Genomic DNA, 25247 nt, shown 5'->3' with positions numbered 1-25247 from the left:
GCACTCGCGCCCGATACTCCCCAACATGCCACACGCGAACAACGGCGGCGTCTCGATCCGCTACGAGGTCGACGCGCCCGACGCCGGCGCCCCCGACGAGGCGGTGGTCTTCTGCGGCGACGTCGGGCTCGGCGCCTGGCAGTTCGGCTGGCAGCACGCCGCGCTCGCGGGGCCGCACACGGTGATCACGCCCGAGACGCGCGGCGTCGGCGACTCCGACGCGCCGCCCGGCCCGTACGCGGTCGCGGACCTCGCCGCCGACGTCGACGCGGTGTGCGCCGCTGAGGGAGTCCGGAACGCCCACCTCGTCGGCTACGGGCTCGGCGGGATGGTCGCGCTCGCGGCCGCGCTCGCCTCCTCGCGCCCGGCGAGCCTGACGGTCATCGGCACGCCGCCCTCCGGCGACGCCTTCAAACCCGACGCCGTGTGGGCCGACCCCTCGGACCCCGCGGCGGTGGAGGGATCGCTCCACGGATTGCTCTCCGTCGACTTCCGCGAGACGCACCCCGACGCGATCCGGCGGATCGCAGAGTGGCGGCTCGCGGAGGACGCCGGCCGCGAGACGTTCGAGGCCCACCGCGCGGCCGTCGAGTCGTTCGACGTCGCTGACCGGCTCTACGAGGTCACGACGCCGACGCTCGTCGTCCACGGGACGGACGACACCGTGTGCCCGGCACCGGCGTCGGAGACACTCGCCGAGGGGCTCCCTCGCGGCGAACTCCGCGCGGTCGAGGGCGCGCGCCACCTCGTCGGCGTCGAGGCGTCGGCCGCGGTCAACGACGCGCTGGCCGGGTGGCTCGCGGAGCACGGTGCCGACCCGTTCTCGGGGTAGGATCCGGCCCGGCTCTCCGAGCGTCGCAACCGCGCCCGGCCGCGTTCCCGGGTGCCCCCGACCGTGCCCTCCCCGACGCCGGTAGCGCTTCCCGTCGCCGCAACCGTTTTGCGTCCGTCGCGCCTCGGTGGGGTCAATGACACGGCTTCGGTTCGCCCTGCTGAACGCGGCCCACGACGGCGCCGACACCCGGCGGAACTTCCGGCGGGAGCTCGACGCCGACCTCGTCGAGTTCGACGCGACCGAGGGGAACCTCCCCGAACACACCGACTTCGACGGCGTGGTGGTCACCGGCTCGCGGTCGTCCGTCTACTGGGACGAGGCGTGGATCCCCGCGCTCGTCGACTACGTCGCGGACGCCGCGGCGGCCGGCGTCCCGGTGCTCGGCGTCTGTTACGGCCACCAGGTGCTCGCCGAGGCGCTCGGCGGACGCGTGGCGGGAATGGACGGCTTCGAGATCGGGTATAATTCGGTGCGCCGACGCGGCGACGACGAGCTGTTCGACGGGGTGAGCGAGGAGTTCACCGCGTTCACCACCCACGGCGACGCGGTGGTCGAGCTCCCGCCGAGCGCGACGCTGCTCGCCGAGAACGACCACGGCGTCCACGCCTTCCGCGACGGCCACTGCTGGGGCGTGCAGTTCCACCCGGAGTACGACGTCGACACCGCTCGGGAGGTCACCGAGGGGAAACGGGAGCGGCTCGGCGACGCGCGGGTCGACGCCGTCCTCGAGGCGATCACCCCGGCGGCGCACGACGCCGCCTGCGAGGTGAAGGGCCTGTTCGACAACTTCACCGAGTACGCCCGGCGGCTTCGGGCGGAACGGGGGTCGCGGGCGGCGGCCGACGACTGAGGGGCCGCGGCGCGACGGTCGCAGTCGGTCGCTTCTCTCGTCTGCGTCGCGTCGGTCGCGGAGCGGTTTCGACCCCGCGGACGGGGGTGCCGGCCGGGTCGAACACGCTTATACCGCTCCCGCCCGGAACGGCGGTATGAACGTAGTACCGGACACCAGTGCGGTCGTCGACGGCCGCGTGTCCGAACGCGTCGCGGACGGGACCTACGAGGGGGCGACGGTGCTCGTCCCCGAGGCCGTCGTCGGCGAGCTGGAGTCGCAGGCGAACGACGGGCTCGAATCGGGGTGGGACGGTCTGAGCGAGCTCAAGCGCCTCGCCGACCTCGCCGACGAGGGGACGATCGAGCTGCGGTACGTCGGCGAGCGCGCCGGCGGCGACGCTCGCTCGCACGCCCACGAGGGCGACGTCGACGCCCTGATCCGGGACCTCGCCGTCGACCACGGCGCCACGCTCCTCTCCAGCGACGTGGTGCAGGCGGAGGTCGCCCGCGCGAAGGGGGTCGACGTCGAGTACGTCGAGCCGGTCGCCCGCGGCGTCGTCGACGAGCTCCCGATTCAGGACTTTTTCACCGACGAGACGATGTCGGTCCACCTCAAGACGGGGACGAAGCCGAAGGCGAAGCGCGGGAGCCTCGGCGAGATGCGGTACGAGGTCATCGACGAGGAGCCGACGAGCGAGGAGCAGATGGACGAGTGGGCGACCGCGATCGTCGACCTGGCGCGCCAGTCCAACGAGGGGTTCATCGAGCTCGCCGACGACGGCATGGACATCGTCCAGTTCCGGAACTACCGGATCGCGGTCGCGCGGCCGCCGTTCGCGGACGGGATCGAGATCACGGCAGTCCGACCGATCGCGAAGACGACGCTCGACGACTACGAGTTCGCCGACGAGCTCCGCGAGCGGTTCAAAGAGCGGAAGCGCGGCGTGCTCATCTCCGGGTCGCCCGGCGCCGGGAAGTCGACGTTCGCGCAGGCGGTCGCGGAGTTCTTAAACGAGAACGACTACGCGGTGAAGACGATGGAGAAGCCGCGCGACCTCCAGGTCGGCCCGGAGATCACCCAGTACGGCGCGCTCGGCGGCGAAATGGAGAACACGGCCGACTCCCTCCTCTTGGTCCGCCCCGACTACACCATCTACGACGAGGTGCGGAAGACGAACGACTTCGAGGTGTTCTCGGACATGCGGATGGCCGGGGTCGGCATGGTCGGCGTCGTCCACGCCTCCCGCGCCATCGACGCGCTCCAGCGGCTCGTCGGTCGTGTCGAGCTGGGAATGATCCCCCAGATCGTCGACACCGTCGTGTACATCGAGGCCGGCGAGGTCCACACCGTCTACGACGTGACGACGGAGGTGAAGGTGCCCGCGGGGCTCACCGCGGAGGACCTCGCGCGCCCGGTCATCCAGGTGTCGAACTTCGAGACCGGCCGGCCGGAGTACGAGATCTACACGTTCAACCGGCAGGTCGTCACGGTCCCGCTCGACGACGAGGACGGCGAGGGGGAAAGCGAGACGGGGGTCGGTCGCATCGCCAAGAAAGAGATCGAACGCGAGATCCGGTCGGTCGCGCACGGCCACGTCGACGTCGAGCTCAGGGGGAACGACGAGGCGATCGTGTACGTCTCCGAGGGAGACATCGGCACCGTCATCGGGAAGGGGGGCGGTCGCATCAGCGACATCGAGAGCCGGCTCGGCATCGAGATCGACGTCCGCACACACGACGAGAAGCCGAAGGACTCCGGTGGTGCCGGCGGCGCGGGCGATGGCGGGCGCGGCGGGAACGGACGGTCCGGCGGGCAGGTCGGCGAGGAGCGCGGCACCGTCGTCCAGCCCGAGATCACGTCTCGGCACGTCGTCATCGACGTCGACGACGGCGTCGGCGAGACGGTGGAGGTGCGCGCCGACGGCGAGTACCTGTTCACCGCCACCGTCGGCCGCGGCGGCGAGGTGCAGGTGTCCCGCGGGTCCGCCATCGCCGAGGAGTTAGAGGACGCGATCGACCGCAAGCGGACCGTCACGGTCGTCCCGGCGCGCTGACGCGGCCGGGGTGGCCCCGCACCGATTCCAACGGCGTCGTTCGACTCCCCCGGGTTCGTCGATCGTCGTACTCTATCCCTCCTGAAAGATAACGCTTTTTTGGTGGTGGTCGGAAGGTCACAGCATGTCAGACGAGTTAAAGCGCGGGCTCGAAGGCGTCCTCGTCGCGGAGTCGGAGCTGAGCTACGTCGACGGCGAGGTCGGCAAGCTCGTGTACCGTGGGTACGACATCGAGGACCTCGCTCGCGGCGCGAGCTACGAGGAGGTGTTGTACCTCCTCTGGCACGGCTCGCTGCCGACGCGCGAGGAGCTCGACGCGTTCGCCGCGGACCTGGCCGCGGAGCGGGCCGTCGACGACGACGTGCTCGACACGGTCCGGACCCTCGCCGACGCCGGCGAGCGGCCGATGGCCGCCCTCCGGACGGCGACCTCCATGCTGTCGGCGTACGACCCCGACGCGGACGCGGAGGACGACGACGATGTCACGGCGACGGCCCGCCGGCAGGGCCGTCGTATCACGGCGAAGATCCCGACCGTCCTCGCGGCCTTCGAGCGCGCGCGCCAGGGCGAGGCGCCCGTGGCGCCGGATCCGGACCTCTCGTACGCCGGGAACTTCCTCTACATGCTTACCGGGACCGAGCCCGACGCCGTCAGCGAGGAGACGTTCGACATGGCGATGACCCTCCACGCCGACCACGGGCTCAACGCCTCGACGTTCACGGCGATCGTGATCGGCTCGACGCTGGCCGACGTCTACTCCGGCGTCACCGGGGGGATCGGCGCGCTCTCCGGCTCGCTCCACGGCGGCGCGAACCAGGACGTGATGGAGGTGCTCCACGAGATCGACGAGTCGTCGAAGGACCCGGTCTCGTGGGTGAAGGACGCCCGCGATGACGGCCGGCGTATCCCCGGCTTCGGTCACCGCGTGTACAAGGTGAAAGACCCCCGCGCGAAGATCCTCCAGGAGAAGCTGCGGGACCTCTCGGAGTCGTCCGGCGACGCGAAGTGGCTCGACTACACCACCGCGATCGAGGAGTACCTGACAGACCAGGGACTGCTCGACAAGGGGATCGCGCCGAACGTCGACTTCTACTCCGGTTCGGTGTACGACTCGCTCGGGATCCCGGTCGACATGTACACGCCCATCTTCGCGATGAGCCGCGCCGGCGGCTGGATCGCCCACATGGTCGAGTACCAGGCCGACAACCGGCTCATCCGCCCGCGCGCTCGGTACACCGGCCCGGAGAGCGCCGATTTCGTCCCGATCGACGAGCGGTAGGGCGGCTCAGCGCACCCCGACGCGCGAGCGTGTTTTTCTTATAAGCAGACGTCTACGCTCCCCACCGCTCCCGGGCGAACTTCGCCAACAGCGGGAGGTCGTCGAGGTGGAGCAGCTTCGCCATCGCGGACTTGTCCCCCTGGTTCGCCTTCTCTAAGGTGTCGTCGTCGGTCCGGCGGAGGTCCTCCATGAACCGGTCGTACCGCTCGTTCGGCGCGAGGTACAGCAGTCGGGTGAGCATCAGCCGGGCGCGCATCCGCGGGGCCACGTCCCGGTGCCAGAGCCGTTCGTAGACGGCGAGGCTCTCGGCGTCGACGCGGCGCTCCGAGTCCGTGAGACACCGGTCGATGGTGGCCGCGGCCGCGCGGGCCGACTTCATCCCCTTGTGGATCCCCTCGCCCCACAGCGGGTCGATGGTGGGGACGGTGTCGCCGATCGCGAGGAACCGGTCGGTGTGCATCTCGTCCGGCATCTGGATGTGCGCCGAGCCGCGATGGACCTTCCCGTCGATGCGCTCGGCGTCGGCGAAGCGCGGGTCGCGGTCGACCCACGCCTCGAGGTAGCCGTCGACGGTCTTCCCCTCCTCGGCCTCCTCGCGGTGGCGGTCGTTCTGGATGTAACAGATGCCGACCTTCGCGGTGTCCTCGCCGGTCGCGAAGATCCACGAGTAACCGCCGGGCGCGATGTCGTGGTCGAGCCGGAGCATCATCGCCCGCCGGAGGTCGGCGTACTCGGGGTGGTTCATCTCGACGCCCTCCATCTCGTACTCGATCCCGATCGCCTGGTTCTCCCGCTCCAGATCGACCACGTCGAGCGCGCTCGCGATCGGCGCGGCCGGCCCGGTCGCGTCGACGACAACCTCGGCGTACACCTCCTCGTCGCCGTCGTACCGGACCCCCTCGATGACGCCGTCGTCGTCGAGGATCGGGCGGGAGACGCGGGCGTCGAACCGGTACTCCGCGCCGTTCTCGCGGCCGTCTTCGACGAGGAACCGCTTGAAATCGGCGAACTCCAGGACGGCGCCGGGCTGGTAGCTCTCGTAGTAGCTGTTCGGCGACTCCAACACCACGTCGTCCGTGTACGACATCACGACGTCGTCGGGGATCCCGAAGGCCGACATCATCGAGGGGAACGTCCCCGCGGTCGACTTGTTGCTCTGGCGGGGGAACTCGGCCTCCGGCTCCGTTTCGAGAACGACGACGTCGTAGCCGCGCGTCGCCAGGTCGCGGGCGCACTGCGCCCCCGCCGGACCGGCGCCCGCGACGACGACGTCGTAGCGATCAACCATACCTCACGTAATTCGGACCCACGTAATTAGGCTTGCTGAAACGGGTCGCGAACGGCCCCTGACCCGGCTCGATCGCCGGAATTTGGCTATCCGAGAAGGTCGGAATGTCGACGGAGTCGCCGATCGCCGGTCACCGAAAGCGGTCGGAAAAACGGGCGCCGGCGTCAGTAGAACTCGCGGACGAGGTCGGTCGCGCCCTCGGGCGCGCCGTCCGGGATGACGGACATGTCCTCGTCGACGCCGTGCTGCTCGTGGTACGGCACGGAGTCCTCGTTCTGGTAGATGACGCCCTGGTGTTCCTTCTCGGAGTCGAGGATGACGTCCTTCGCGTCGCTCCGGTCGGTCGGGTCGTGGTCGGTCTCCTTCAGGTCGACCAGCGAGTCGCGGAAGTAGTCGTACGTATCGACGTCGTTGAACGTGACGCACGGCGAGTAGACGTTGACGAAGCCGAACCCGTCGTGTTCGACCGCCTTCTGGATGATCTCCTGGTGACGGAGCGCGTCGGAGGAGAACGACTGCGCGATGAACGTCGCGCCCGACGCCAGCGCCAGCGCGTGCGGGTTGACCGGGGGCTGTTTCGGCCCCTCCGGGCTCGTCGAGGTCTCGAAGTCCTCGCGCGAGGTGGGCGACGCCTGCCCCTTCGTCAGCCCGTAGATGCGGTTGTCCATCACGACGTACGTCATGTCGACGTTACGCCGGACGGCGTGGACGAAGTGGCCCGCGCCGATGGAGTAGCCGTCGCCGTCGCCGCCGGCGACCATCACTTCGATGTCGGGCCGGGCCATCTTGACGCCGGTCCCGACGGGGAGTGCGCGCCCGTGAACGCCGTGGAGCGCGTAGCTGTGCATGTACGTGCCGATCTTACCGGAACAGCCGATGCCGGCGACGACGAAGGTGTTGTCGGGGTCGTTGCCCGTCTCCGCGAGGGCCTTCATCATCCCGTTCATGGTGCCGAAGTCGCCGCACCCCGGGCACCACGTCGGCTGCTTGTCGGACTTGAAGTCGGTGAATCGAATGTCTGAGCTCATTGGTTACGCCTCCGCCCCCTCCGCGAGGGTCGCTTTGATCTCCGATGCGAGTTCGTCGGCCTTGAACCGCACGCCGTTGTACTTGTTCACCCGGTCGACGCGCTCTAAGACGTCGTGCTCGACCAGGTCCGCGAACTGCCCCTGCTCGTTGCACTCGACGACGACGACGTCCTCCGCGGCCGCGACGTCGTCGGTGAGGTCCGGCCGCGGGAAGATGTACGGCACCGAGAGCACCCGCACGTCGAGCCCCTCGTCGTCGAGGAGATCGACCGCCTCGGCGAGCGCGCCCTCGTTCGACCCCCACGTGATCACGAGGGTGTCGGCGTCCGCGTCGCCGAACTCGCGCGGGCTCCAGTCCTCGCGCTCGCGGGCCGTCTCGACCTTCCGGTTGCGCTTGTCGACCTGCGCGACGCGCATCTCGGTGTCCTCGGTCCGGCGGCCCTGCTCGTCGTGTTCGAGACCGGTGGACATGTGCGCGCCGTCGGCGGTGCCGGGGAACGCCCGCGGCGAGACCCCGTCGTCGGTGATCTCGTGAGGCTGGAAGCCGCCGGAGTCGCTCATGTGGTCGTCGATCGTCGTCTCGTCGACGACGTTGCCGCGGTCGACCTCGACCGCGTCCATGTCGAACGTGTCCGGAGAGAACGTCTGCTCGGTGACCGCCATCGAGAGGTCGGCGGTGAGGTAGACGGGGAGCTGGTACTTCTCGGCGAGGTTGAACGCCTCGACCGTCTTCCAGAAGCACTCGTCGATGGTCGTCGGCGCGAGCACGAACCGCGGCACCTCGCCGTGGCCGCCGTACAGCATCTGGTTCAGGTCGCCCTGCTCCTGTTTCGTCGGCATCCCGGTCGAGGGACCGGAGCGCATCACGTTACAGATGACGAGCGGCGTCTCCGAGGTGGCGATGAGCCCGAACGTCTCCGTCATCAGGTCGATCCCGGGCCCGGAGGTCGCGGTCATCGACCGCGCGCCCCCGCGGGCCGCGCCCAGCGCCATGTTGATCGCGGAGAGCTCGTCTTCGGCCTGCACGACGTGGCCGCCGTAGCGCTCGATCCGGCCCGTGAGATACGTCATCACGTCGGTCGCGGGCGTGATCGGGTAGCCGGCGTAGAAGCGGCAGCCCGCGGCGATGGCGCCCATCCCGATGGCCTCGTCGCCGTTGAGGAGGACGTAGTCCTCGTCGGTGGTCTCCAGGTCGTAGTCGAACTCGTGGTCGTACTCCTCGTCGACGTACGACTGGCCCGCGCGAGCGGCCTCCTTGTTGTTGTCGACGAGCTTCTGACCCTTGTCGTTGAACCGCTTTTCGAGGGCGGAGTCGAGGTTCTCGATGGGGAACTCGGCGACCTCGCAGGCCGCGCCGAGCGCGACGACGTTCCGCATGATCGCCCCGCCGGCCTCCTCGGCCAGGCTCTTGAGGGGCACGTCGAGGCCGATCATCTCCTCCGGGATCTCGACGTCCTGCATCGTGGTCCGCTCGCCGTCGTAGATGATCACCGACCCCTCGTGGAGCTCGTCGAGGTTCTCCTCGATGGTCCGCGGGGTCAACGCGATGAGCACGTCGAGCCGGTCAACGACGCTCTGTACCTTGTCGACGGAGGTTCGCACCTTGTAGGCGGTGTAGCCGCCTCGGATCCGCGAGGCGAAGTCCTTCGACGTGAACACGTGTCGACCCGCCCGAGAGAGCGCTTGCGCGAAGATCTTCCCGGTCGAGTCGATGCCGTCGCCGGCCTCCCCGCCGACGGCCCAATTGAAGTCCGCAGCCATGCTATGACGCAGTTTTCGCCGGACTCATCAAAAGACTTCTGGAAGGAGCCACCAGCGACTTTCCCAACGTTCGTTCAACTATCCTCGAATATAGGTGGATATGGATGGCACTTTCGTTCAGAATCGGTTTTTAGTGGACGATCGTTTTCCAGTTTCCTCACGATCGACCCACCTCGTCGCAGTCGGTTTTCGACGTTCGTCGAACTATTCGGCGTCGTCCTCGCGCACGGGTCGCGCCCGGCGGCGCGGACCGGCGCCCCGGGGGCGCGCGCCGACGAGATCCGTCCTCGGATGGTCGCCCGCGGTGCGGGCGTCACGGACCGGACGTCCTCGACGAGGGCGGCGTCCCTGACGCGGGCGGCGTCCCAGACGCGGGCAACACCGACGCGGACGGGAACACGTTTGTGTCCGCCGGCCGGATCGGCGATATGGACACGACAGCGACGGTCAGCGCGGTCGAGGAAGTCGGCCGCGACACGTACGCCCTCCGGTTCGACGCGCCGGACGGATTCGCCGCGGAGCCCGGTCAATTCGTCAAGCTCGGCACGGAGATCGACGGCGAGTCGGTCGCCCGCTTCTACACCCTCTCGTCGCCGACGGTCGGCGACACGTTCGAGGTCACGGTCGGCATCGACCCCGAGGAGGGCGGCGAGTTCTCCGCGTTCCTCGCGGACGCCGAGGCGGGCACCGAGATGACGCTCTCCGGGCCCTTCGGCGACCAGCACTACGACGGCGAGCCGCGTGCGGTCGTGATCGCGGGCGGCCCGGGCGTCGGCCCGGCGGTCGCCATCGCGGAGCGCGCGCTCGACGACGGCGCCGAGGCCGCGGTCGTCTACCGCGACGACGACGTGTCGCACGCCGACCGCCTGGACCGACTGAAAGAGCGCGGCGCCGCGATTCACCTCCTCGACGCCGCCGAGGCGCTCGACGTCGCGGTCGCGGAGGCGCTGACGGGGGTCGACGGCGAGACCGTCTTCGTGTACGGCTTCGCCGATCTCGTGGCCGACGCCGAGGCCGCGGTCGAGGCCGCCGGCGGCGACGCCGACGCCGCGAAGGTCGAGAACTTCGGGTAGACGCGGTTCGGTACGTTTCGATTGAACGTTTATAAGTAGTTGATTGCGGCTCGGGGGTGAAGACCTCCAAAGTCCCAGCCGATCGGCTCTTCTTCGTTGAAATCGCTGTGACGGAGCACACCTCCAAAGCCCAGCCGCGAGGACTCGCGCGGCTCGGTGCGCTCCTCGCTCAGTCGCTACCGCTCCTTCACTGCGGTGCTTCCGTCGCCGTGCTTCGTCCTCGCGGCTGCCCCTTTGAGCCCCACCCGACCGCAAAACACCACAGCCTCACGCCTCCCCAGCCTCGGCGGACGGCCCGGCGCGGGCGAAGCCGCGCCGGCCCGCCGCCTCCCTCGCGCGTGCTCCTCGCGCCCGGTGGGCGCTCGAAGGCACGCGCCACCGCCTTGCGTCGTCGATTACTCTCCGAAGTAGTCGGCCAACCGCTCCGCAGCCTCGACGGCTCGGGGGGTGACGAGGGCGAACCGGATCCACTCGTCGCGCGCGGAGCCGAACGCCTCGCCGGGCATCCCCGCGACGCCGGCCTCGTCGACCAGCCGCTTCACGTTCGTCATCGTCCCGGGGAACCCCTCGAAGCGCGCGAGCACGTAGAAAGCGCCCTCGGGGCGGCTGTACTCGGCGCCGGCTGCGTCGAGCGCGTCGGTGAACGCGTCGGCGCGCTCCGCGAGCAGGTCCCGGGCCTCCGCGTAGTAGTCGGGGGGCGTCTCCGCGAGCGCGTGGTGGACCGCGTACTGCGAGGGCCGCGGTCCGGCGACGTTCACGAGCATGTGCCGCGTCTTCGCGTCGCCGACGTGCGCCTCGGGGAACACCCCGTATCCCACCCGGAACCCCGTGATCGCCATCGACTTCGAGAAGCCGGTGGTGACGATGACGCGGTCGGAGTCCAGCGTCAGCGCCGACTCGAACGAGCCGGTGAGATCGAAGTGGTCGTACACCTCGTCGACGAGGACCAAGGCGTCGACCGCGTGTGCAATCTCGACGACCTCGCGGACCGTGTCGAGGTCGTAGACGGCCCCCGTCGGGTTGTTCGGCGTGTTCAAGGCGATCAGCGCGGTGTCCGCGTTCGCGGCCTCTCGGATCGCCGCGACGTCGAGCCCGCCGTCGCGCTCGGTCGGGACGAGCGTCGCCTCGCCGCCGAGCATGTCCACCTTCCCGGGGTAGTACGGGTAGACGGGGTCCATCAACAGCGCCTCGTCGCCGGCGTCGCGATCGAGCGCGCGCGCCATCGCGAGGTAGTTCGCCTCGCCGGTCCCGTTGGTGACGACGACCCGGTTGACGTCGACGTTCCGGCGCTCGGCGATCGCCTCCCGCAGCTCCAGTAACCCCTCGCTCGGCGGGTACTGGAAGGCGTCGGGCGGGAGGTCTGCGTACTCGCGGAGCGCCTCCCGCAGCGCGGCCGGCGGCTCCCAGTCGGGGTTGCCGCTCACCATGTCGATGACGTCGCCGTCGGCCGCGGCCGCGTACTGCATCACGTGGAAGAACTTCGGCTCCTCGTACTCCATACGGACCGCTGGGCGGCGTCCGCCGTGGCTCTTTCGACCGGCGGCGCGCTCGCGTGTCCGGCGGGACCACCCCTCTCCAGTCGCCGGAATCCGGTGGTTTCACCTACGCCCCCGGCCTCCCCGTCGTATGAACAAACGCGGCCACGTCCTCAACGCCTTGCTGCTCGCGCTCGGGCTCGGCTTCGTCATCGAGCCCGGGCTCGACGCGGCCACGGCGCGGACCACCGCCCAGATCACCGTGCCGATCGTGTTGGGGGCACTGTTCCCCGACGTCGACACCGCGTTCGGACGCCACCGGAAGACGCTCCACAGCCTCCCGGTGCTCGCCGTCTTCGTCGCGTACCCGATCGTCTTCGGGAACCTCCAGTACGTCTGGATCGGCGTGTTGACCCACTACCTCCTCGACGTCGTCGGGAGCCGTCGCGGCATCGCGCTGTTCCACCCGCTGTCGGACACGGAGTACGGGCTCCCCTCCGGCGTGACGACGAGCAGCAAGTACGCCGACCTCGTCACCGTCGTCATCACGGCGCTGGAGCTGGCGGCGTTCTGGGCGCTCCACACCTACGTCGTGACGCTCGATCTCGACCTCTCGGCGGCCGCCTCGGAGGCGGCGGCGGGGCTCGGCGTCTGAGGGATCTCGCTTCGGTGCGCTCGCGACGCGGCGACTCACCTATTTCGGCCGGTAGTCCGACAGCGTCCCGGAGTAGACGCTCACGTCGTTGAACCGACCCTCGTAGACGACGTTCGTCGGCAGGGTCGGCTCGTCGCCGGAGAGGAACAGCCGGTCGAGCTTCTCCCAGGTGTTCTCGTAGCCGAGGTGAGCGAACTCCAAGAGCCCTCGGAGCTGGTGGCGGACCCCGCCGCGATGGACCACGGTCCGGGGACGCTCCTGCCGGAAGGCGTCGACGACGGCGTCGGCGTCGTCGAGGTCGCCCTGGAACTCGGTCCACGCCTCGCCGACGGTGCCGGACAGGTGCGCGTACGAGGAGCCGAAGCCGGGCATATCGGTCACCTCCGCGATCCGTCGCGTCCGGGCGTTCTGGTGGGGGAGGAGCTTGGTGTTGTACGTCTCGACCGCGGCGAGCCGCTCGGCGTGGGCCGCGATCTCGGGCCGCGTGAGCGAGATGGTGGCGAAGCCGGGATGCGGGACGAGCACGGCGGCATCCTGCCGCTCGAACTCGGCCATCGCCGCCTCGAAGGTGATGTAGTCGGGAACGGGCTCGTCCAATCCGATAACGAGGAGGTGACGGCGGTTCCCCCAGTCGCCCGTGAACACCTCCCGGCCGGGGACGACCGTCAGATCGTCGTCGGCGTACCGGGCCGCGCGCTTCCGGACCGTCGGGAGCCGGGTGAAGTGCGGCGCGTACACGAGCGCGTCGATCCCCCGCTCCTTCGCGAGGGCCACGACGTCGTCGTCGAGCACCTTCACGTGGGCGTCGACGCGCGTTCTCGATCGGGTCACGAGTGCATCGAATGCGTGCCCGAGCAAAGGCGTATCGTTCGACGGCGAGCGGATCCGGTTCCGTCGTCGACGACGGCGCCCGCCGCCCGCCGCGCGGGGGAAACGGTTAATCCCCCGCGGGAGCGACGGAGACACATGCCCCGCTGGACGTGCGGAATCGACGGCTGCGACGCCGCCTTCGACGACGTTGAGTCGGCCATCGTCCACCAGACCGACGGCCACCAGCGCCACGAGTGCAAGGTGTGCGGCACGATCGTCCCGGACGGCTACTTCGCGATCCGGCACGCGTTCGACGAGCACACCCGCGCCGAGTTCGTCCGCGCGTACGACGCCGACTCCGCGGCCGTCCGCCGCCGCGAGGAGATCAAACGGGAGATCGAGAGCGAGGCCGACCTCCAGCGCGTCGTCGACGAGCTGGACCGCGGCGTCTGAGCGGCGGCTTCGCCGTCTCGCCGGCCTACCACAGCACTCGTTTCCCAAACGCGCTCGCCGCCAGCTCCGTCGCGAGCTCCGCCGTCTCGTTGTGCTGGTCGAGCGTCGGGTTCACCTCGACGAGCTCCATCGACCGGAGGCTGTCGGCGTCGTCGACGATCTCCATCGCGCTGTGGGCCTCCCGGTAGGTGACGCCGCCGCGGACCGGGGTCCCGACGCCGGGCGCCTCGTTGGGATCGAGCCAGTCGAGGTCGAGGCTGACGTGGACGCCGTCGACGCCGGCGCCCGCGGTCGCCATCGCCTCCTCGGTGACGTCGGTGATCCCGCGCTCGTCGATGTCGGACATCGTGTACGCCGCGAAGCCGTGGTCGCGGATGACCTCCACCTCCGACTCGTCGACCGATCGGAGCCCGACCAGCGCGACGTTCTCCGGGGTGAGCCCGGGCGCGTTCGCCCAGTCCGACCCCGCGAACTCGTCGAAGCCGAGCGCGGCCGCGAGCGGCATCCCGTGGACGTTGCCCGAGGGGGTCGTCGAGGGGGTGTTGAGGTCGGCGTGCGCGTCGAACCACACCGCGCCGACGTCGGCGTCGCGCGCCGACCCCGCGAGCGACCCGATGGCGATCGAGTGATCACCGCCGAGCGCGAGCGGCACGGCCCCGTCGGCGAGCGTCTCGCCCACCTCGTCCGCGAGGCGCCGGCAGACGTCGGCCGTCTCTCGGAGGAACTTCGCTTTCCCCGCGCTCGGCGCGTCCGCGTCCGGGTCGCGCTCCTCCGCGCGCGGGACCGCGAGGTCGCCCGCGTCGACGACCTCGACGCCGGCGCTCGCGAGCTGATCGGCGAGCCCGCCGTACCGGATGGCCGACGGCCCCATGTCCACGCCGCGTCGGTTCGCCCCGTAGTCGGTCGGCGCCCCGATGATCCTGACGGTGGTCATACCAGTGAGCGCGGCGCCCCGACGCTTGAATGGTGGGGTCCAGCGGTGGCCGCCGGGCGACCGGGATCGCACACGGTTTTGCCGTCCCGCTCCGATCGGCCGATATGAGCGGCACCGACGACCCGCCCTCCGAGTTCGACCCCGCCGACGTCCGCGGCAGCGACATCGAACCGGTCGGCGCCATGATCGCCGTGGCGTTCACGGGGGCCGTGATCGGGCTCGTCGGCGCCGGGATCGCCCTGTTCGTCAGCGACCTCGGGCTGGCCCTGATCGGGGTCGGCGTCGTCGTCGCGCTCTCCAGCCCGCTCGCGTACCTCCGATTCCGCCGACGGTACGGAGCGTAGCAGCCGACGGTACGGGCCGTAGCCGTCAACGGTACGAATCGTGGCCGTCAACGGTGCGGATCGTCGGATCTCACACGATCGTTTATAATGGGCTTCCATCGCATTTAAGCAGTGCCGCCATCTAGTCGCGACCATGTCATCGATCGAGCTCACGTCGAGTCAGAAAAGCATCCTCACGGCCCTCATCAACCTGTACGGGGAGCAGGAGGACGCCGTCAAAGGCGAGGCCATCGCCGAGGAGGTCGACCGCAACCCCGGCACGATCCGCAACCAGATGCAGAGCCTGAAGGCCCTCCAGCTGGTCGAGGGCGTCCCCGGCCCGAAAGGCGGCTACAAGCCCACCTCGAACGCCTACGAGGCGCTCGACATCCAGCGCATGGACGAGCCCGCGGACGTCCCCATCTTCCACGAGGGCGAGGAGGTAACGGGCGTCAACGTCGACGGGATCGACCTCTCCAGCGTCCACCACCCCGAGCTCTGCCGCGCCGAGATCCACGTCCAGGGCTCCGTCCGGAACTTCCACGAGGGCGACTCCGTCACCGTCGGCCCGACGCCGCTCTCGAAGCTCGTCATCGACGGCACCGTCGACGGGAAAGACGACACCGCGAACATCCTCATCCTCCGGATCGACGACATGCGCGCGCCCGACGAGCCCGCCGAGCACTGACCGGTTTCGCCGGCTGTATCGGTCTGTCTCCCTCTCTTCGCGCTTGCTTCGTCGCCGCCGGCCCGAAGCCGTCGCTCTCGGAGTCGAAGACGGTCGTCCGCGAACGAGAGTCGCCGCCGTGACGGGTGCGCTTTCGCCGGTCCTACATGTCGCCGAACGCGCTCACGCCGCGCCCGGCCGAGGAGACCTTCGCGATCCACCGCACCGCGATGGACTTCTTCAGCAGCTTCGCCGGGGTGCCGCCGAACGTCTCGATCGGCATCCCCATCACGTCGTGGGCGACCGCCTCCTCGCCGACCGAGATGACGGTCCCCTTGTCCTTGTGCTCCCACGACTGGAGGGGCGCGCCGCGGGCGGCCCGCGCGAGGTTCTCGCCGGCGACCTCGGCGGCCTGCCAGGCGGCCTGCGCTGTCGGCGGCGCCACGCTGTCGTCGCCCTGCTCGACGAGGGCGGTGTCTCCGATGGCGAACACGCGGTCGTCGCTGGTGACGAAGTCGGAGGCGGCGTGGACGCGGTTGGAGCGTTCGTCCTTCTCGACCTCGACGTTCTCCAGCTCCGGCTGGCCCGTGATGCCGCCGGTCCAGACCAGCACGTCGTGCGCGAGCTCCTCGGGATCCTCGTCCTCGCCGCCGCCGAGGTAGACGGCGTCCGCGTCGGCCTCCGAGATGAAGTCGCCGGTGCGGATCTCCACGTCGGCGTCCTCCAGCCGCTGGCGGAGCGCGCCCTGAAGCTGCGGGTCGTTTCCGGGGAAGACCTCGTCGAGGCCCTCGACGAGGGTGATCTCTATCGGGGCGCGGTGCTTGTCTCGGTACTCCGCGATCTCGCCGGCGGTCTGGATGCCGGAGAGGCCCGCACCGCCGACGATGACCTCGACGGGGTCGGAGCGGGTCGCCTCGGCGGCGGCCGACCGCACGTCCTCGTGGATCGCCTTCGCGTCGTCGAGGCTCTTGAGCTGGTGTGCGTGTTCCTTCAGGCCGTCGATGCCGAAGAAGGCGGTCGTGGAGCCGACGCCGAGCAGGAGGTAGTCGTAGTCGACGGTCGTCCCGTCGTCCGTCTCGACGACGCGCTCGTCGGTGTGGACGTCGACGACGCGGCCCTGCACGAACTCCGACTCGGGCGACTTGATCTCGTCGACGGGGATAGTGATCTTGTCCGCGACCGCGGGGTTGCGGATGGCCCGGTGGACCTCGTGTAAGACGAGGTGGTAGTCGTGCTCCGATATCCACGTGAGCTCCGCCTCGCCCTCGCCGACCTCGTCTTCGAACGCCTTCACCGCACCCGCCCCGGCGTAGCCGGAGCCGACGACGACGACCTGTGTACTCATGTACATCGCTCCGCAGTGCGCGGGTAAAGTCGCTTTGAAACGTCCGTGAGGTCGCCGTCGTCCGGCCGGTCGCCGACGGGAGACGTGCCCCGGCGTTACAGCGAGAGCCCGGCGTGCCAGCGGTCGGCGCCCGCCTCCCGCTTCACCTCGTCCATGCGCGAGAGGAGCTTCACGGCGAGGCTCGCGGTCTCAGCCGCCCGCGACTCGCCCTCCGTCCGGAACTCGCCGGTCACTCGGTTCGCGTACACCGAGCAGACCGCCCCGGCCCGGAGCCCGTACACGTTCGCGATCGTGAGGATCGCCGACGCCTCCATCTCGATGTTCTTCACGTTCGCGTCCCGCAGCTCCGCGACCAGCTCGTCGGAGCCGGCGGCCTCGAACCCCTCGAAACCGGGGCGGCCCTGCCCGGCGTAGAAGGAGTCGGCGCTCATCGTCACCCCAGTGTGGTACTCGTACCCCAACCGCTCCGCCGCGGCGACGAGCGCCGAGACGACCTCGCCGTCGGCGGCGGCCGGGTAGTCCTCGCGGACGTACTCGTCGCTCGTCCCCTCCTGCCGGACCGCGCCGGTCGTGATCACCAGGTCGCCGACGTCCATTCCGGGCTGGATCGCGCCGCAGGAGCCGACCCGGACGAACGTGTCCACGCCCACCCGCGCGAGCTCCTCGACGGCGATGGCGGCCGACGGGGAGCCGATCCCCGTCGACGTCACCGAGATCGGCGCGCCGTCGTAGCTGCCGGTCGCGGTGCGGTACTCGCGGTGGTGGGCGACCTCTTCGTGGTCGTCCCACAGCGCCGTGATCTTGTCGACGCGCTCGGGGTTCCCGGGGAGGAGCACGGCGTCGGCGACGTCGTCGGAACCCACCTCGACGTGGTAGCCGATCTCGTCGTTGGGGTCCTCGCTGTCGCTCGCGCCGGCCTCGTCGGCGGGGGTCTCGCTCTCGTCGGTCATATCCCCGACCTTCGGCGAGCCGTACAAAAGTAGTTCCGTCTCGCGGTCCGTCGTCCGGCGATTCGGCCTCCCCTCCGCCCTCAGACTTCCTTCGCGTCGTCGAGCGTCCCCTCGGAGATGGTGTTCGGCAGGAGATCGCCGAGCGTGTACGCGCTCGTCTCGCCGTCGCCCTCGTCGCAGACGACGACGAGGTCGTCGGCCGCGAACTCCGCCAGCGTCTGCCGGCACATCCCGCAGGGGGTGACGCCGTCGCGGACGCCCGAGGTGACCGCGATCCGGTCGAACTCGCGGTGGCCGTTCTTCACCGCCTCCGCGAGCGCGACCTCCTCGGCGTGGAGGCTATTGGAGTAGTTCGCGTTCTCGATGTTACAGCCGGTGTACACCGTGCCGTCGGCGGTCCGGAGCGCGGCGCCGACGCGGTACTCGGAGTACGGGACGTGCGCGTCGTCGAGCGCGTCGCGCGCGGCCTCGATCAGGTCCATACCCGGTCGTCGGCCGGCGGGGCGATAAGCGGCCGGGTCGCGGTCGGGGAGGTGACACGCGGTCGGCGGGGCGAGGCCGTCCGGACGGGAGTCACCGCCCGGTGTCGTACTTGTACGTCGCCGACTCGGGGTCGATCCCGAAGTCCTCCGGCGACTCCGCGGTGTCCTCCTCGGCCGCGTCCGCCGGCTCGGCCTCCTTGAACGCCTCGCGGAACCGGTCCGGCATCTCGAAGGCGTCGACCGGGAGCCGCAGGCCGACGACGCCGCCGCCGAGGAACTCGCGCTTCTCGCCGAGCCGGTCGGAGAGCGCCGCCGGGAGGTCGTCGGTGTCGACCGCCTCGAAGCCGAACTGGGTCAGGTAGTCGGGCTGGTCGGTGAGCACGTACACCGTCTCGAACCCGTCCGCGGCCGCGGTGTCGACGAGGCGCTCGACCACGTGCGCGCCGACGCCGCGGCCGCGCCACTCGGGGAGCACGCCGATCCCGGTGAGCTCGATGCGGTTCTCCTCGTCCTCGTCGCCGCGGTGCAGGCGCAGCCGGCCGAACCCGGCCCGGTCGCCCGACTCCTGGTCGACCGCGATCACGTAGTCCCGCGACCGGAACGCGACGTCGTCGAGCCCGAGCCGCTCGATCGCGTCCAGCAACCACGCCTCGTCACGGTTCTTGGCGTCGCGGACGTACATACGCTCACGTACGCGGGCCGACGTAAAAACCGTTCCCCGGGCGCCGAGGCGACCGCGGCGGAGCGCGGCGGCGCGCCGGCCGCGCTCGCAGCGCCCGCGCTCAGATCCCCTGACCCATCAGGTGGCTGCGCAGCACGTCGGGCGTCTTGAGGCCGGCGTCGCTGTTGATCAGGACGACCGTCTCCGTCCCGTCGAAGAACCCCTCCTCTTTGAGCGCCCACGCGCCGGCCGGCGCGGCGCCGCCGGTGGCGCCCATCTCCATCACCTCGTTCTGCGCGACGGCGACCGCGCTCGCGAGCACGTCCTCGTCCTCGACGCCGACCGCCGTCCCGCCGCTCTCCGCGACCGCCTCGACCGCGGCCGCGCCGCCCGCGGGGTCGGCGATCTCCAGCTCGCCGCAGATCGTGTCCGGCGTCGACCACGGCTCCGGCTCGTCGAGCCCGCGCTCGACCGCCGCCGCGATCGGCGCGCAGCCCGCCGCCTGCGCAGCGACAATCTTCGGGACCGCGTCGATCGCTCCGACCCGCTCCAGCTCCGTAAATCCCTTATAAACGCCCGCGACGACCTCGCCGGACCCGGTCGGGACGACGACGACGTCGGGCGCTTCGCCGAGGTCGGCGACCAGCTCGAACGCGAGCGTCTTCACGCCGTCGTGGCGGTACGGCGTCGCGAACTCGCCGAGGTCGGTGTACTCCGTCTCCAACTGCTCGTCCACCGCCGCGGCCGCGTCCGGGAAGCGCCCGCCGACCACGCGCATGTCGCCGCCGTGGACGTTCGTCATCGCCTTGTTCGAGAACGCGCACCGGGAGGGGACGAACGCGTACGAGCGCAGGTCGGCCCGGCCCGCGTACGCCGCCATCGACTGCCCGGCGTTGCCCGGGCTCGCGCACGCGAGCGGCTCGACATCGGCCCCGTCGGCCGCCCGCGCCGCGACCGCGGTGAGCGCCACCGAGAGCCCGCGGTCGAGCACCGTCCCGGTGGGGTTCCGGCCCTCATCCTTGACATACACCGCGTCGACGTCGAGCTCGTCGGCGAGCCGCTCCGTCGGGACGAGCGGCGTGGCGCCCTCGCCGGCCGAGAGCGCCGCGTCCGCCGGGAACGGGAGCAGCGCGTCGAAGCGCCAGTGGCCGCGTCCCGTTCCGGCGGGGCCGTCCCGCGGAGCCCCGAGGAGGGCCTCCGGGTCGACCGCGTCGTAGTCGTAGGCGGGGTCGAGCCCCCGCGCCTGTTCCTCGGCCGACACCGTCGTCGGGTCGGCCGTCTCGTGGACGCGACCCGACGCGCGACTCTCCAGCCCGCGGAACGCCGTCGTCGTCTCCGTCGACTCCATACGCACCGTTGCGGCGGCGGCGACTAATCGCTTCCCTCTCGGGACGTTCAGTCTCGCTCGGGAGAGTCCGTCATTTGTGCTGTGGCGCGTGCCTGCGAGGCCGCCTCGCGGCCGAGGAGCACGCGCGAGGTCGCCGGCGCTCCGCGCCGGCTGCCAGAGAATCTTTGATTCTCGCTGGAGTCGCTGGCGCCTCGGCGCCAGCGACGAGGCTGGGGAGGTGTGAGGTGCTGTGCGGTCGGGTGGGACTCGAAGGGGCAGTCGCCGGCGGCGGTGCCGCCGGCTGCCAGAGGCGCTTCGCGCCTCGCGGCTGGGGCTTCGGAGGCGTTCACCGTCGCTCCGTCAGCGACCGCTTATAAACTCGCGACCCGATCACGGACGTATGAACGGAGACGTTACGGTCGTCGGCGGCGGGCTCGCCGGGCTCGTCGCGGCGAGCCGGCTCGCCGAGGCGGGCGCGGACGTGACGCTGTACGAGCGACGGCCCGCGGTCGGCGGGCGCGTGCGCACCGAGACGGTAGACGGCTTCACGCTCGACCGCGGCTTCCAAGTGCTGTTCACGAGCTACCCGGCGGTCGCGGACGAACTCGACGTCGACGCCCTCGACGTCCGGCCCTTCGCGCCCGGCGCGACGATCTGCCGGCCGGGGTCGCGCTCGACGCTCTCTGACCCCCTCCGCGACCCCCGCGGTGCGCTCCCCTCGCTGTTGAACGACGAGATCTCCTTTTCCGACAAGCTCCGGACGCTCGCGCTCCGGTACGACCTCTCGAAGCGCGACGATGGCGACTTCTTCGCGGGCCGGGACGCCTCGATCCGCGAGTACCTCGACGACTGGGGGTTCGCCGACGACTACGTGGAGAACTTCGTCGAGCCGTTCTACGGCGGGATCACGCTCGACCGGAGCCTCTCGACCTCGAAGCACGTGTTCGAGTACACCTTCCGCGCCATGAGCCGCGGCGCGATCGGGGTCCCCGCCGCGGGGATGGCCGCGATCCCCGAGGCGCTCGCCGCCCGCGCCCGCGAGGCGGGCGTGACGATCGAGACCGGCGCGGACGTGGAGTCGGTCCGGACCGCGGGCCAGGGGCGGATCCCCTTCCGCACGGGACGCGCCGACGCCGAGGGCGCCACCGTCGAGCTCGCCGACGGCTCGACGCGCGAGACCGACGCGGTCGTCGTCGCGGCGACCCCGCCGGAGGCCCGCCGGCTCACCGGCGTCGAGTCGATTCCCACGGAGGGCGTCCCGAACGCCACCGGCTGGTACGCGCTCCCCGCGGGCGAGTCGTTCGAGACCGGCGGGCGGATCCTGCTCAACGCCGCGAACGACTCGCCGAACGCCGTGGTCCCGATGTCGGAGGTCGCCCCCGAGTACGCGCCCGACGACCGCGCGCTGCTCGCCGCGACGTTCCTCGGCGAGGACTCCCTCGACCGTCCCGCCGGCGCGCTCCGCGAGGACGTCCGCGACGCCCTCGAAGCGTGGTACCCCGACCGCGACTTCGGGGGGCTGGAGACCCTCGACGTTCACCGGATCCGGTTCGCGCAGTTCGCGCAGCCGCCGGGCGTCCACGCCGACCTTCCGGACTCGGACGATCCCGAGGGGCCGGTCGTGCTCGCCGGCGACTACACGGAGTGGTCGTCGATTCAGGGCGCGCTGAAGAGCGGGCGGACGGCGGCCGACGCGGCAGGCGGGTACTTGTAGCCGCCGCGAAACGCTCCCCGAGCGCCCTACTCCTCCCGCCGGAACGCCCCCTCCCCGTGCTCCTCGACCGCCGCGAGCAGCTCGTCGCGTTGGCGACGGATCTCGGGCGGGAGGTCGGCGTACGCGTGCTCGAACATGTCGGTCGGGTCGGCCTCGACCGACTCGGCGAAGTCGATCGCGTCGGCGACGACCTTGTCGGCCTCGTCGCGGATCGCCGCGACCCCCTCGTCGTCGATCCGGCCGGTCTCCCGCAGGAACGCCTCCATGCGGTCGAGCGGGTCGAGCGCGCGCCACGGGTCCACGTCGTCCGGGTCGCGGTAGGCTGTCGGGTCGTCGGCGGTCGTGTGCGCGCCGAACCGGTACTCGACGAACTCGATGAGGGCGGGGCGGGGGGTGTCGCCGTCGGCGGATGGGTCGCCGTCGCCCTCCGGACCGCCGCCGGCTCCCCGGGCGCGCTCGGCCGCCGCCCGCGTGACCGCGTAGCTCGCGAGCGGGTCCATCCCGTCGACGCGGACGCCCTCGAACCCGTAGGCGGCCGCCTTCTCGGCGAACGTGTCGCTCGCGGTCTGGCGCGACTCGGGGATAGAGATCGCCCAGCCGTTGTTGTGACAGCAGAAGAGGGTCGGCGCGTCGAAGACGCCGGCGAAGTTCATCGCCTCGTGGAAGTCGCCCTCGCTGGTCGCGCCGTCGCCGAAATGCGCAACCGAGATTCGGTCCTCGTCCCGGTAGTCGAACGCCCACGCGGCGCCGACCGCGTGCGGGAGGTGCGCCGCGATCCCGATGTTCAGCGGGAACACGTTCCCCTCCGCGATCGCCTCGGTCCCGGACTCGTGGCCCATCCAGTAGGGGAGGTACTCGGAGAGGAGGTCGCGGACGACGACCGCGCCGTGCTCGCGGTACTGGTAGCTGATCAGGTCGTCGTCCGCGAGCGCGTGCGTCGACCCGACCGCCGACCCCTCCTGCCCGGCGCAGGGCGCGTACGTCCCGATCCGACCCTGTCGCTGGAGGCTCACCGCGCGCTCGTCGAACCGGCGCGTGACGACCAGGTCGCGGTAGATCGCGCGGAACCGCTCGTCGGAGAGGTCCGGGACGGTCGCGTCCGGCAGGGGGCTGCCGTCCGGCCCGAGCACCCTGAAGACGTCGGCGTCGGCGAGCGGGTCGGTCGCGGCGTCGGACGGGTCGGCAGGCGAATCGGTGGAGCCGGCGGCGTCGGTGCCGTTCTCGTCCATGGTAGATCGGTGTGCGCGCCGGTCACAAGGAGTTAGCGGTCCCGGCGGCCTCCGACCGCTCTCGGCTCCGTCGACGGACGTACGTGATCGGGAGGCCGACGAGCACGCCCGCGACGGCGACCGCGCCGAGCACGAACCCGATGAGCAGGGGCACGGGGCCCGCAGTCAGCATCTCCGGTCCCCAGACGTATACGAACCGGGCCGTCCAGAGGCCGCCGGTGACGAGCGCGGTGAGCAGCCCGAACGCGGCTCCGCGGGGGTAGGTGAGGGCCCCTCGTCGCTCGACGAGCGCCCACCAGACGCCCGCGCCGACGACGAGCGCCGGCGTCGCGAGAAGCGGCATCGAGAACGCGGTCGGGAGGCCGATCACCTCCGCGAAGAGGCCGAGCATGTCGGAGAGCACGAACGCCGTGAGAGTCGCGCAGCCGAACGCATAGACGCCGGCGAGCAGCGCCCACCGCTGCGGCGACGGGAGTCCCGACTCGGACGGATAAGCGTCGTCCATACTCGAACGTCGTGAAAGCGAACTAAAACGTTTCCCGTGGGTGAAACGCCGACTTGTGTCTCCGCTGCGACGGCGGCTCCCTCGATCGGTGGGCGGACCGCCGCGCCGGCTCACCCGACCGCGATTTTCAGCCTGAACGGGTACGCCCCGTGTTCCTCCGGCGTCCGATCCGGGACGCTCCAGGAGACGCGGAACAGCCCGCGGCTCACGTACGAGCCGGCGGGCAGCGACTCCGGGACCGCGTACGTCGCGGCCATCTCGTCGCCCGCGTCGAGCGACTCCAGCGCCTCGCCGTCGCTGCGGCTCGGCCGCGGGCCGTCGATCCCCTCGGTCTCGACGATGTCCAGCTCCGTCCGCTCGTCCTCGTAAACGACCCAGAGCGCGCTCGGTAGCGCGCCGCGGCTCGTGAACGTGTACGGCCCCTCGGCGTCGCCCTCGGCGTTCTCGGGCGCCGGTGCGACCCTGAGCGTGAACTCGCGGTCGGCGTCCTCGCTCGCCGCGACCGACACCGACACCGGGAGCCGATCGTACCGCGCCTCGCCGACGATAACGTCGTACACGGTCCCGTCGAGCCGGTAGTACGGCGGCTCGTCGTACTCGGCGGCGACGTCTCCGTAGGCGTCCGGCACGTCGTCCGCGAACAGTTGGCTGCGGTCGGGAGTCGTCAACGCGGGGGCCCGGTGCCGCGACACCAGCGCGCGCTCGAAGAACGCCACCACCTCGGCGTCGAGCACCGACTCGTCGACCACCGGCCGGTCCCACATGTCCGTCCCGGTCAGCTCGCGCGCCGTGATCGCGTACGGGGGGTCCTCGTTCTCGACGACCGTGCGGATCCGGGAGACACCGCGTCCGTCCTCCAGGTAGTCGTACTCGTCGAGGAACGCGGCGACGGCGCCCGGCCGCACGCACCGGCGGTACTCGCCGCGGGCCGCGTTCGGACCGTACGCCGTCAGGGCGTTCACGAACGTCTCGACCGCCTCGGAGCCGAGGTCGTCGCGTCGCCCCGCCTCCCGGAGGACGCGGTCCTCGTCGTACCCCTCGGCCTCCTCGTCGACGAGCGCTGCCGTGAACGTCGGGAGGGTCGGGTCGAACGCGTAGCGCGTCCCGTCCAGCTCGACGTACGGCTTGAGCTCGCCGCGGTCGTAGACGCGGAACTCGTCGACCGCGGCCAGCAGCGCGTCGCTCGGGTCGTCGGTCTCGAACCGCCCGCCGCGCGCCTCGGCGAGGGGGTCGCGTAGCGCGGCCGGGACCTCCGACTCGGGGACGACGTGCTCCGGGTCGATTCCGCGGCTCGGCGACGGCTCGTAGGCGGTGACGACGTGGGGTACCGTCCGGAGCTCGACGTCGAGAGTGTCGGTCGCCCCGTCGCCGTCGTCCGCCGCCTCGTCGCCGGTTTCCGTCGACCCGTCGTCGGTTCCGTTCGTCGCCGGGTCCGCGCTCGGATCGAGTCTGACGCATCCGGAGAGCGCGACGACCGATCCGCCGATCGCGGAGAGGAGGGCTCTGCGCTCCATGATCGACAGTTTATAACGATCGATAAATATCTTCTGCGGGCCGTGCGGACCTCG

At 70.7% G+C, this 25247-nt stretch carries 24 protein-coding genes; 10 read left to right on the top strand and 14 right to left on the bottom strand.

Annotated elements, in window-relative coordinates; genetic code table 11:
• Nucleotides 1-25 precede the first annotated feature (25 nt).
• The 4 genes from FGM06_RS11555 to citZ all read left to right on the top strand — a co-directional run bounded on the left by FGM06_RS11555 (nucleotide 26) and on the right by citZ (nucleotide 4999).
• On the top strand, nucleotides 26-832 hold the full coding sequence (locus tag FGM06_RS11555; RefSeq protein ID WP_144799396.1) for an alpha/beta fold hydrolase: 807 nt from the start codon (nucleotides 26-28) through the stop codon (nucleotides 830-832).
• Between the two features lie 136 nt (nucleotides 833-968).
• Nucleotides 969-1685, top strand: coding sequence for a type 1 glutamine amidotransferase (locus tag FGM06_RS11550; protein WP_144799395.1), 717 nt, complete (start codon nucleotides 969-971; stop codon nucleotides 1683-1685).
• A 136-nt stretch (nucleotides 1686-1821) separates the two neighbouring features.
• Nucleotides 1822-3720 (top strand): PINc/VapC family ATPase, encoded by a 1899-nt coding sequence (locus FGM06_RS11545; RefSeq protein ID WP_144799394.1) that lies wholly within the window; start codon nucleotides 1822-1824, stop codon nucleotides 3718-3720.
• Nucleotides 3721-3844: 124 nt separating this feature from the next.
• A complete protein-coding gene (gene citZ, locus FGM06_RS11540; RefSeq protein ID WP_144799393.1) occupies nucleotides 3845-4999 on the top strand; it encodes a citrate synthase in 1155 nt (384 codons plus the stop codon).
• A gap of 52 nt (nucleotides 5000-5051) precedes the next feature.
• Here citZ and FGM06_RS11535 read toward each other — a convergent pair whose 3' ends face one another.
• The 3 genes from FGM06_RS11535 to FGM06_RS11525 all read right to left on the bottom strand — a co-directional run bounded on the left by FGM06_RS11535 (nucleotide 5052) and on the right by FGM06_RS11525 (nucleotide 9076).
• A complete protein-coding gene (locus tag FGM06_RS11535; RefSeq protein ID WP_144799392.1) occupies nucleotides 5052-6287 on the bottom strand; it encodes a digeranylgeranylglycerophospholipid reductase in 1236 nt (411 codons plus the stop codon).
• A 164-nt stretch (nucleotides 6288-6451) separates the two neighbouring features.
• Nucleotides 6452-7315 carry a 2-oxoacid:ferredoxin oxidoreductase subunit beta gene (locus FGM06_RS11530; protein WP_144799391.1) on the bottom strand — a complete coding sequence of 288 codons (864 nt, stop codon included), beginning with the start codon at nucleotides 7313-7315 and terminating at the stop codon, nucleotides 6452-6454.
• A 3-nt stretch (nucleotides 7316-7318) separates the two neighbouring features.
• On the bottom strand, nucleotides 7319-9076 hold the full coding sequence (locus FGM06_RS11525; RefSeq protein ID WP_144799390.1) for a 2-oxoacid:acceptor oxidoreductase subunit alpha: 1758 nt from the start codon (nucleotides 9074-9076) through the stop codon (nucleotides 7319-7321).
• A 428-nt stretch (nucleotides 9077-9504) separates the two neighbouring features.
• On the opposite strand from FGM06_RS11525, the gene FGM06_RS11520 reads away from it, so the two are divergent.
• Nucleotides 9505-10149, top strand: coding sequence for an FAD-dependent oxidoreductase (locus FGM06_RS11520; protein ID WP_144799389.1), 645 nt, complete (start codon nucleotides 9505-9507; stop codon nucleotides 10147-10149).
• Nucleotides 10150-10544: 395 nt separating this feature from the next.
• Here FGM06_RS11520 and FGM06_RS11515 read toward each other — a convergent pair whose 3' ends face one another.
• Nucleotides 10545-11648 carry a pyridoxal phosphate-dependent aminotransferase gene (locus FGM06_RS11515; protein ID WP_144799388.1) on the bottom strand — a complete coding sequence of 368 codons (1104 nt, stop codon included), beginning with the start codon at nucleotides 11646-11648 and terminating at the stop codon, nucleotides 10545-10547.
• Between the two features lie 127 nt (nucleotides 11649-11775).
• Here FGM06_RS11515 and FGM06_RS11510 point away from each other — a divergent pair, with 127 nt between their 5' ends.
• On the top strand, nucleotides 11776-12279 hold the full coding sequence (locus tag FGM06_RS11510) for a metal-dependent hydrolase (RefSeq protein WP_144799387.1): 504 nt from the start codon (nucleotides 11776-11778) through the stop codon (nucleotides 12277-12279).
• A gap of 39 nt (nucleotides 12280-12318) precedes the next feature.
• Here the strand turns inward: FGM06_RS11510 and FGM06_RS11505 are convergent, their stop codons facing one another.
• Nucleotides 12319-13110, bottom strand: coding sequence for a PHP domain-containing protein (locus FGM06_RS11505; RefSeq protein ID WP_186311009.1), 792 nt, complete (start codon nucleotides 13108-13110; stop codon nucleotides 12319-12321).
• Between the two features lie 135 nt (nucleotides 13111-13245).
• Here FGM06_RS11505 and FGM06_RS11500 point away from each other — a divergent pair, with 135 nt between their 5' ends.
• Nucleotides 13246-13542, top strand: a complete 297-nt coding sequence (locus FGM06_RS11500; RefSeq protein ID WP_144799385.1) for a DUF7565 family protein — start codon at nucleotides 13246-13248, stop codon at nucleotides 13540-13542.
• 25 nt (nucleotides 13543-13567) lie between these two features.
• Here the strand turns inward: FGM06_RS11500 and rocF are convergent, their stop codons facing one another.
• Entirely contained in the window at nucleotides 13568-14476 is a 909-nt protein-coding gene (rocF, locus tag FGM06_RS11495) for an arginase (protein ID WP_144799384.1), read from the bottom strand.
• Between the two features lie 104 nt (nucleotides 14477-14580).
• On the opposite strand from rocF, the gene FGM06_RS11490 reads away from it, so the two are divergent.
• Both FGM06_RS11490 and FGM06_RS11485 read left to right on the top strand, forming a co-directional pair.
• A complete protein-coding gene (locus FGM06_RS11490) occupies nucleotides 14581-14820 on the top strand; it encodes a hypothetical protein (protein WP_144799383.1) in 240 nt (79 codons plus the stop codon).
• A 133-nt stretch (nucleotides 14821-14953) separates the two neighbouring features.
• Nucleotides 14954-15487, top strand: a complete 534-nt coding sequence (locus tag FGM06_RS11485) for an Rrf2 family transcriptional regulator (RefSeq protein ID WP_144799382.1) — start codon at nucleotides 14954-14956, stop codon at nucleotides 15485-15487.
• A gap of 142 nt (nucleotides 15488-15629) precedes the next feature.
• Here the strand turns inward: FGM06_RS11485 and FGM06_RS11480 are convergent, their stop codons facing one another.
• From FGM06_RS11480 to FGM06_RS11460, 5 genes are all read right to left on the bottom strand, one after another.
• A complete protein-coding gene (locus FGM06_RS11480) occupies nucleotides 15630-16811 on the bottom strand; it encodes an NAD(P)/FAD-dependent oxidoreductase (protein WP_144799381.1) in 1182 nt (393 codons plus the stop codon).
• A 95-nt stretch (nucleotides 16812-16906) separates the two neighbouring features.
• Nucleotides 16907-17761: a nucleoside phosphorylase gene (locus FGM06_RS11475; protein WP_144799380.1), complete on the bottom strand. Its 855-nt coding sequence runs from the start codon at nucleotides 17759-17761 to the stop codon at nucleotides 16907-16909.
• A gap of 80 nt (nucleotides 17762-17841) precedes the next feature.
• The gene (gene cdd / locus FGM06_RS11470) at nucleotides 17842-18243 is read right to left on the bottom strand and encodes a cytidine deaminase (RefSeq protein WP_144799379.1); all 402 of its coding nucleotides are present in this window, start codon (nucleotides 18241-18243) and stop codon (nucleotides 17842-17844) included.
• Nucleotides 18244-18334: 91 nt separating this feature from the next.
• A complete protein-coding gene (locus FGM06_RS11465; RefSeq protein WP_144799378.1) occupies nucleotides 18335-18925 on the bottom strand; it encodes a GNAT family N-acetyltransferase in 591 nt (196 codons plus the stop codon).
• Nucleotides 18926-19025: 100 nt separating this feature from the next.
• Entirely contained in the window at nucleotides 19026-20252 is a 1227-nt protein-coding gene (locus FGM06_RS11460) for a pyridoxal-phosphate dependent enzyme (protein WP_144799377.1), read from the bottom strand.
• A 379-nt stretch (nucleotides 20253-20631) separates the two neighbouring features.
• Here FGM06_RS11460 and FGM06_RS11455 point away from each other — a divergent pair, with 379 nt between their 5' ends.
• Nucleotides 20632-21945: an NAD(P)/FAD-dependent oxidoreductase gene (locus FGM06_RS11455; RefSeq protein WP_144799376.1), complete on the top strand. Its 1314-nt coding sequence runs from the start codon at nucleotides 20632-20634 to the stop codon at nucleotides 21943-21945.
• A 26-nt stretch (nucleotides 21946-21971) separates the two neighbouring features.
• On the opposite strand, the gene FGM06_RS11450 is transcribed toward FGM06_RS11455, so the two are convergent.
• From FGM06_RS11450 to FGM06_RS11440, 3 genes are all read right to left on the bottom strand, one after another.
• Nucleotides 21972-23174, bottom strand: a complete 1203-nt coding sequence (locus FGM06_RS11450; RefSeq protein ID WP_144799375.1) for a thiamine pyrophosphate-dependent enzyme — start codon at nucleotides 23172-23174, stop codon at nucleotides 21972-21974.
• Between the two features lie 22 nt (nucleotides 23175-23196).
• Nucleotides 23197-23679, bottom strand: a complete 483-nt coding sequence (locus FGM06_RS11445) for a hypothetical protein (RefSeq protein WP_144799374.1) — start codon at nucleotides 23677-23679, stop codon at nucleotides 23197-23199.
• Between the two features lie 110 nt (nucleotides 23680-23789).
• Nucleotides 23790-25193 carry a hypothetical protein gene (locus FGM06_RS11440; protein WP_144799373.1) on the bottom strand — a complete coding sequence of 468 codons (1404 nt, stop codon included), beginning with the start codon at nucleotides 25191-25193 and terminating at the stop codon, nucleotides 23790-23792.
• Nucleotides 25194-25247 lie beyond the last annotated feature (54 nt).

It is taken from the genome of Halorubrum depositum, from assembly GCF_007671725.1.
Lineage (GTDB): Archaea > Halobacteriota > Halobacteria > Halobacteriales > Haloferacaceae > Halorubrum > Halorubrum depositum.
Note: the sequence above shows the minus strand (reverse complement) of the source record. Positions and strands in the feature narration are given on the sequence as shown.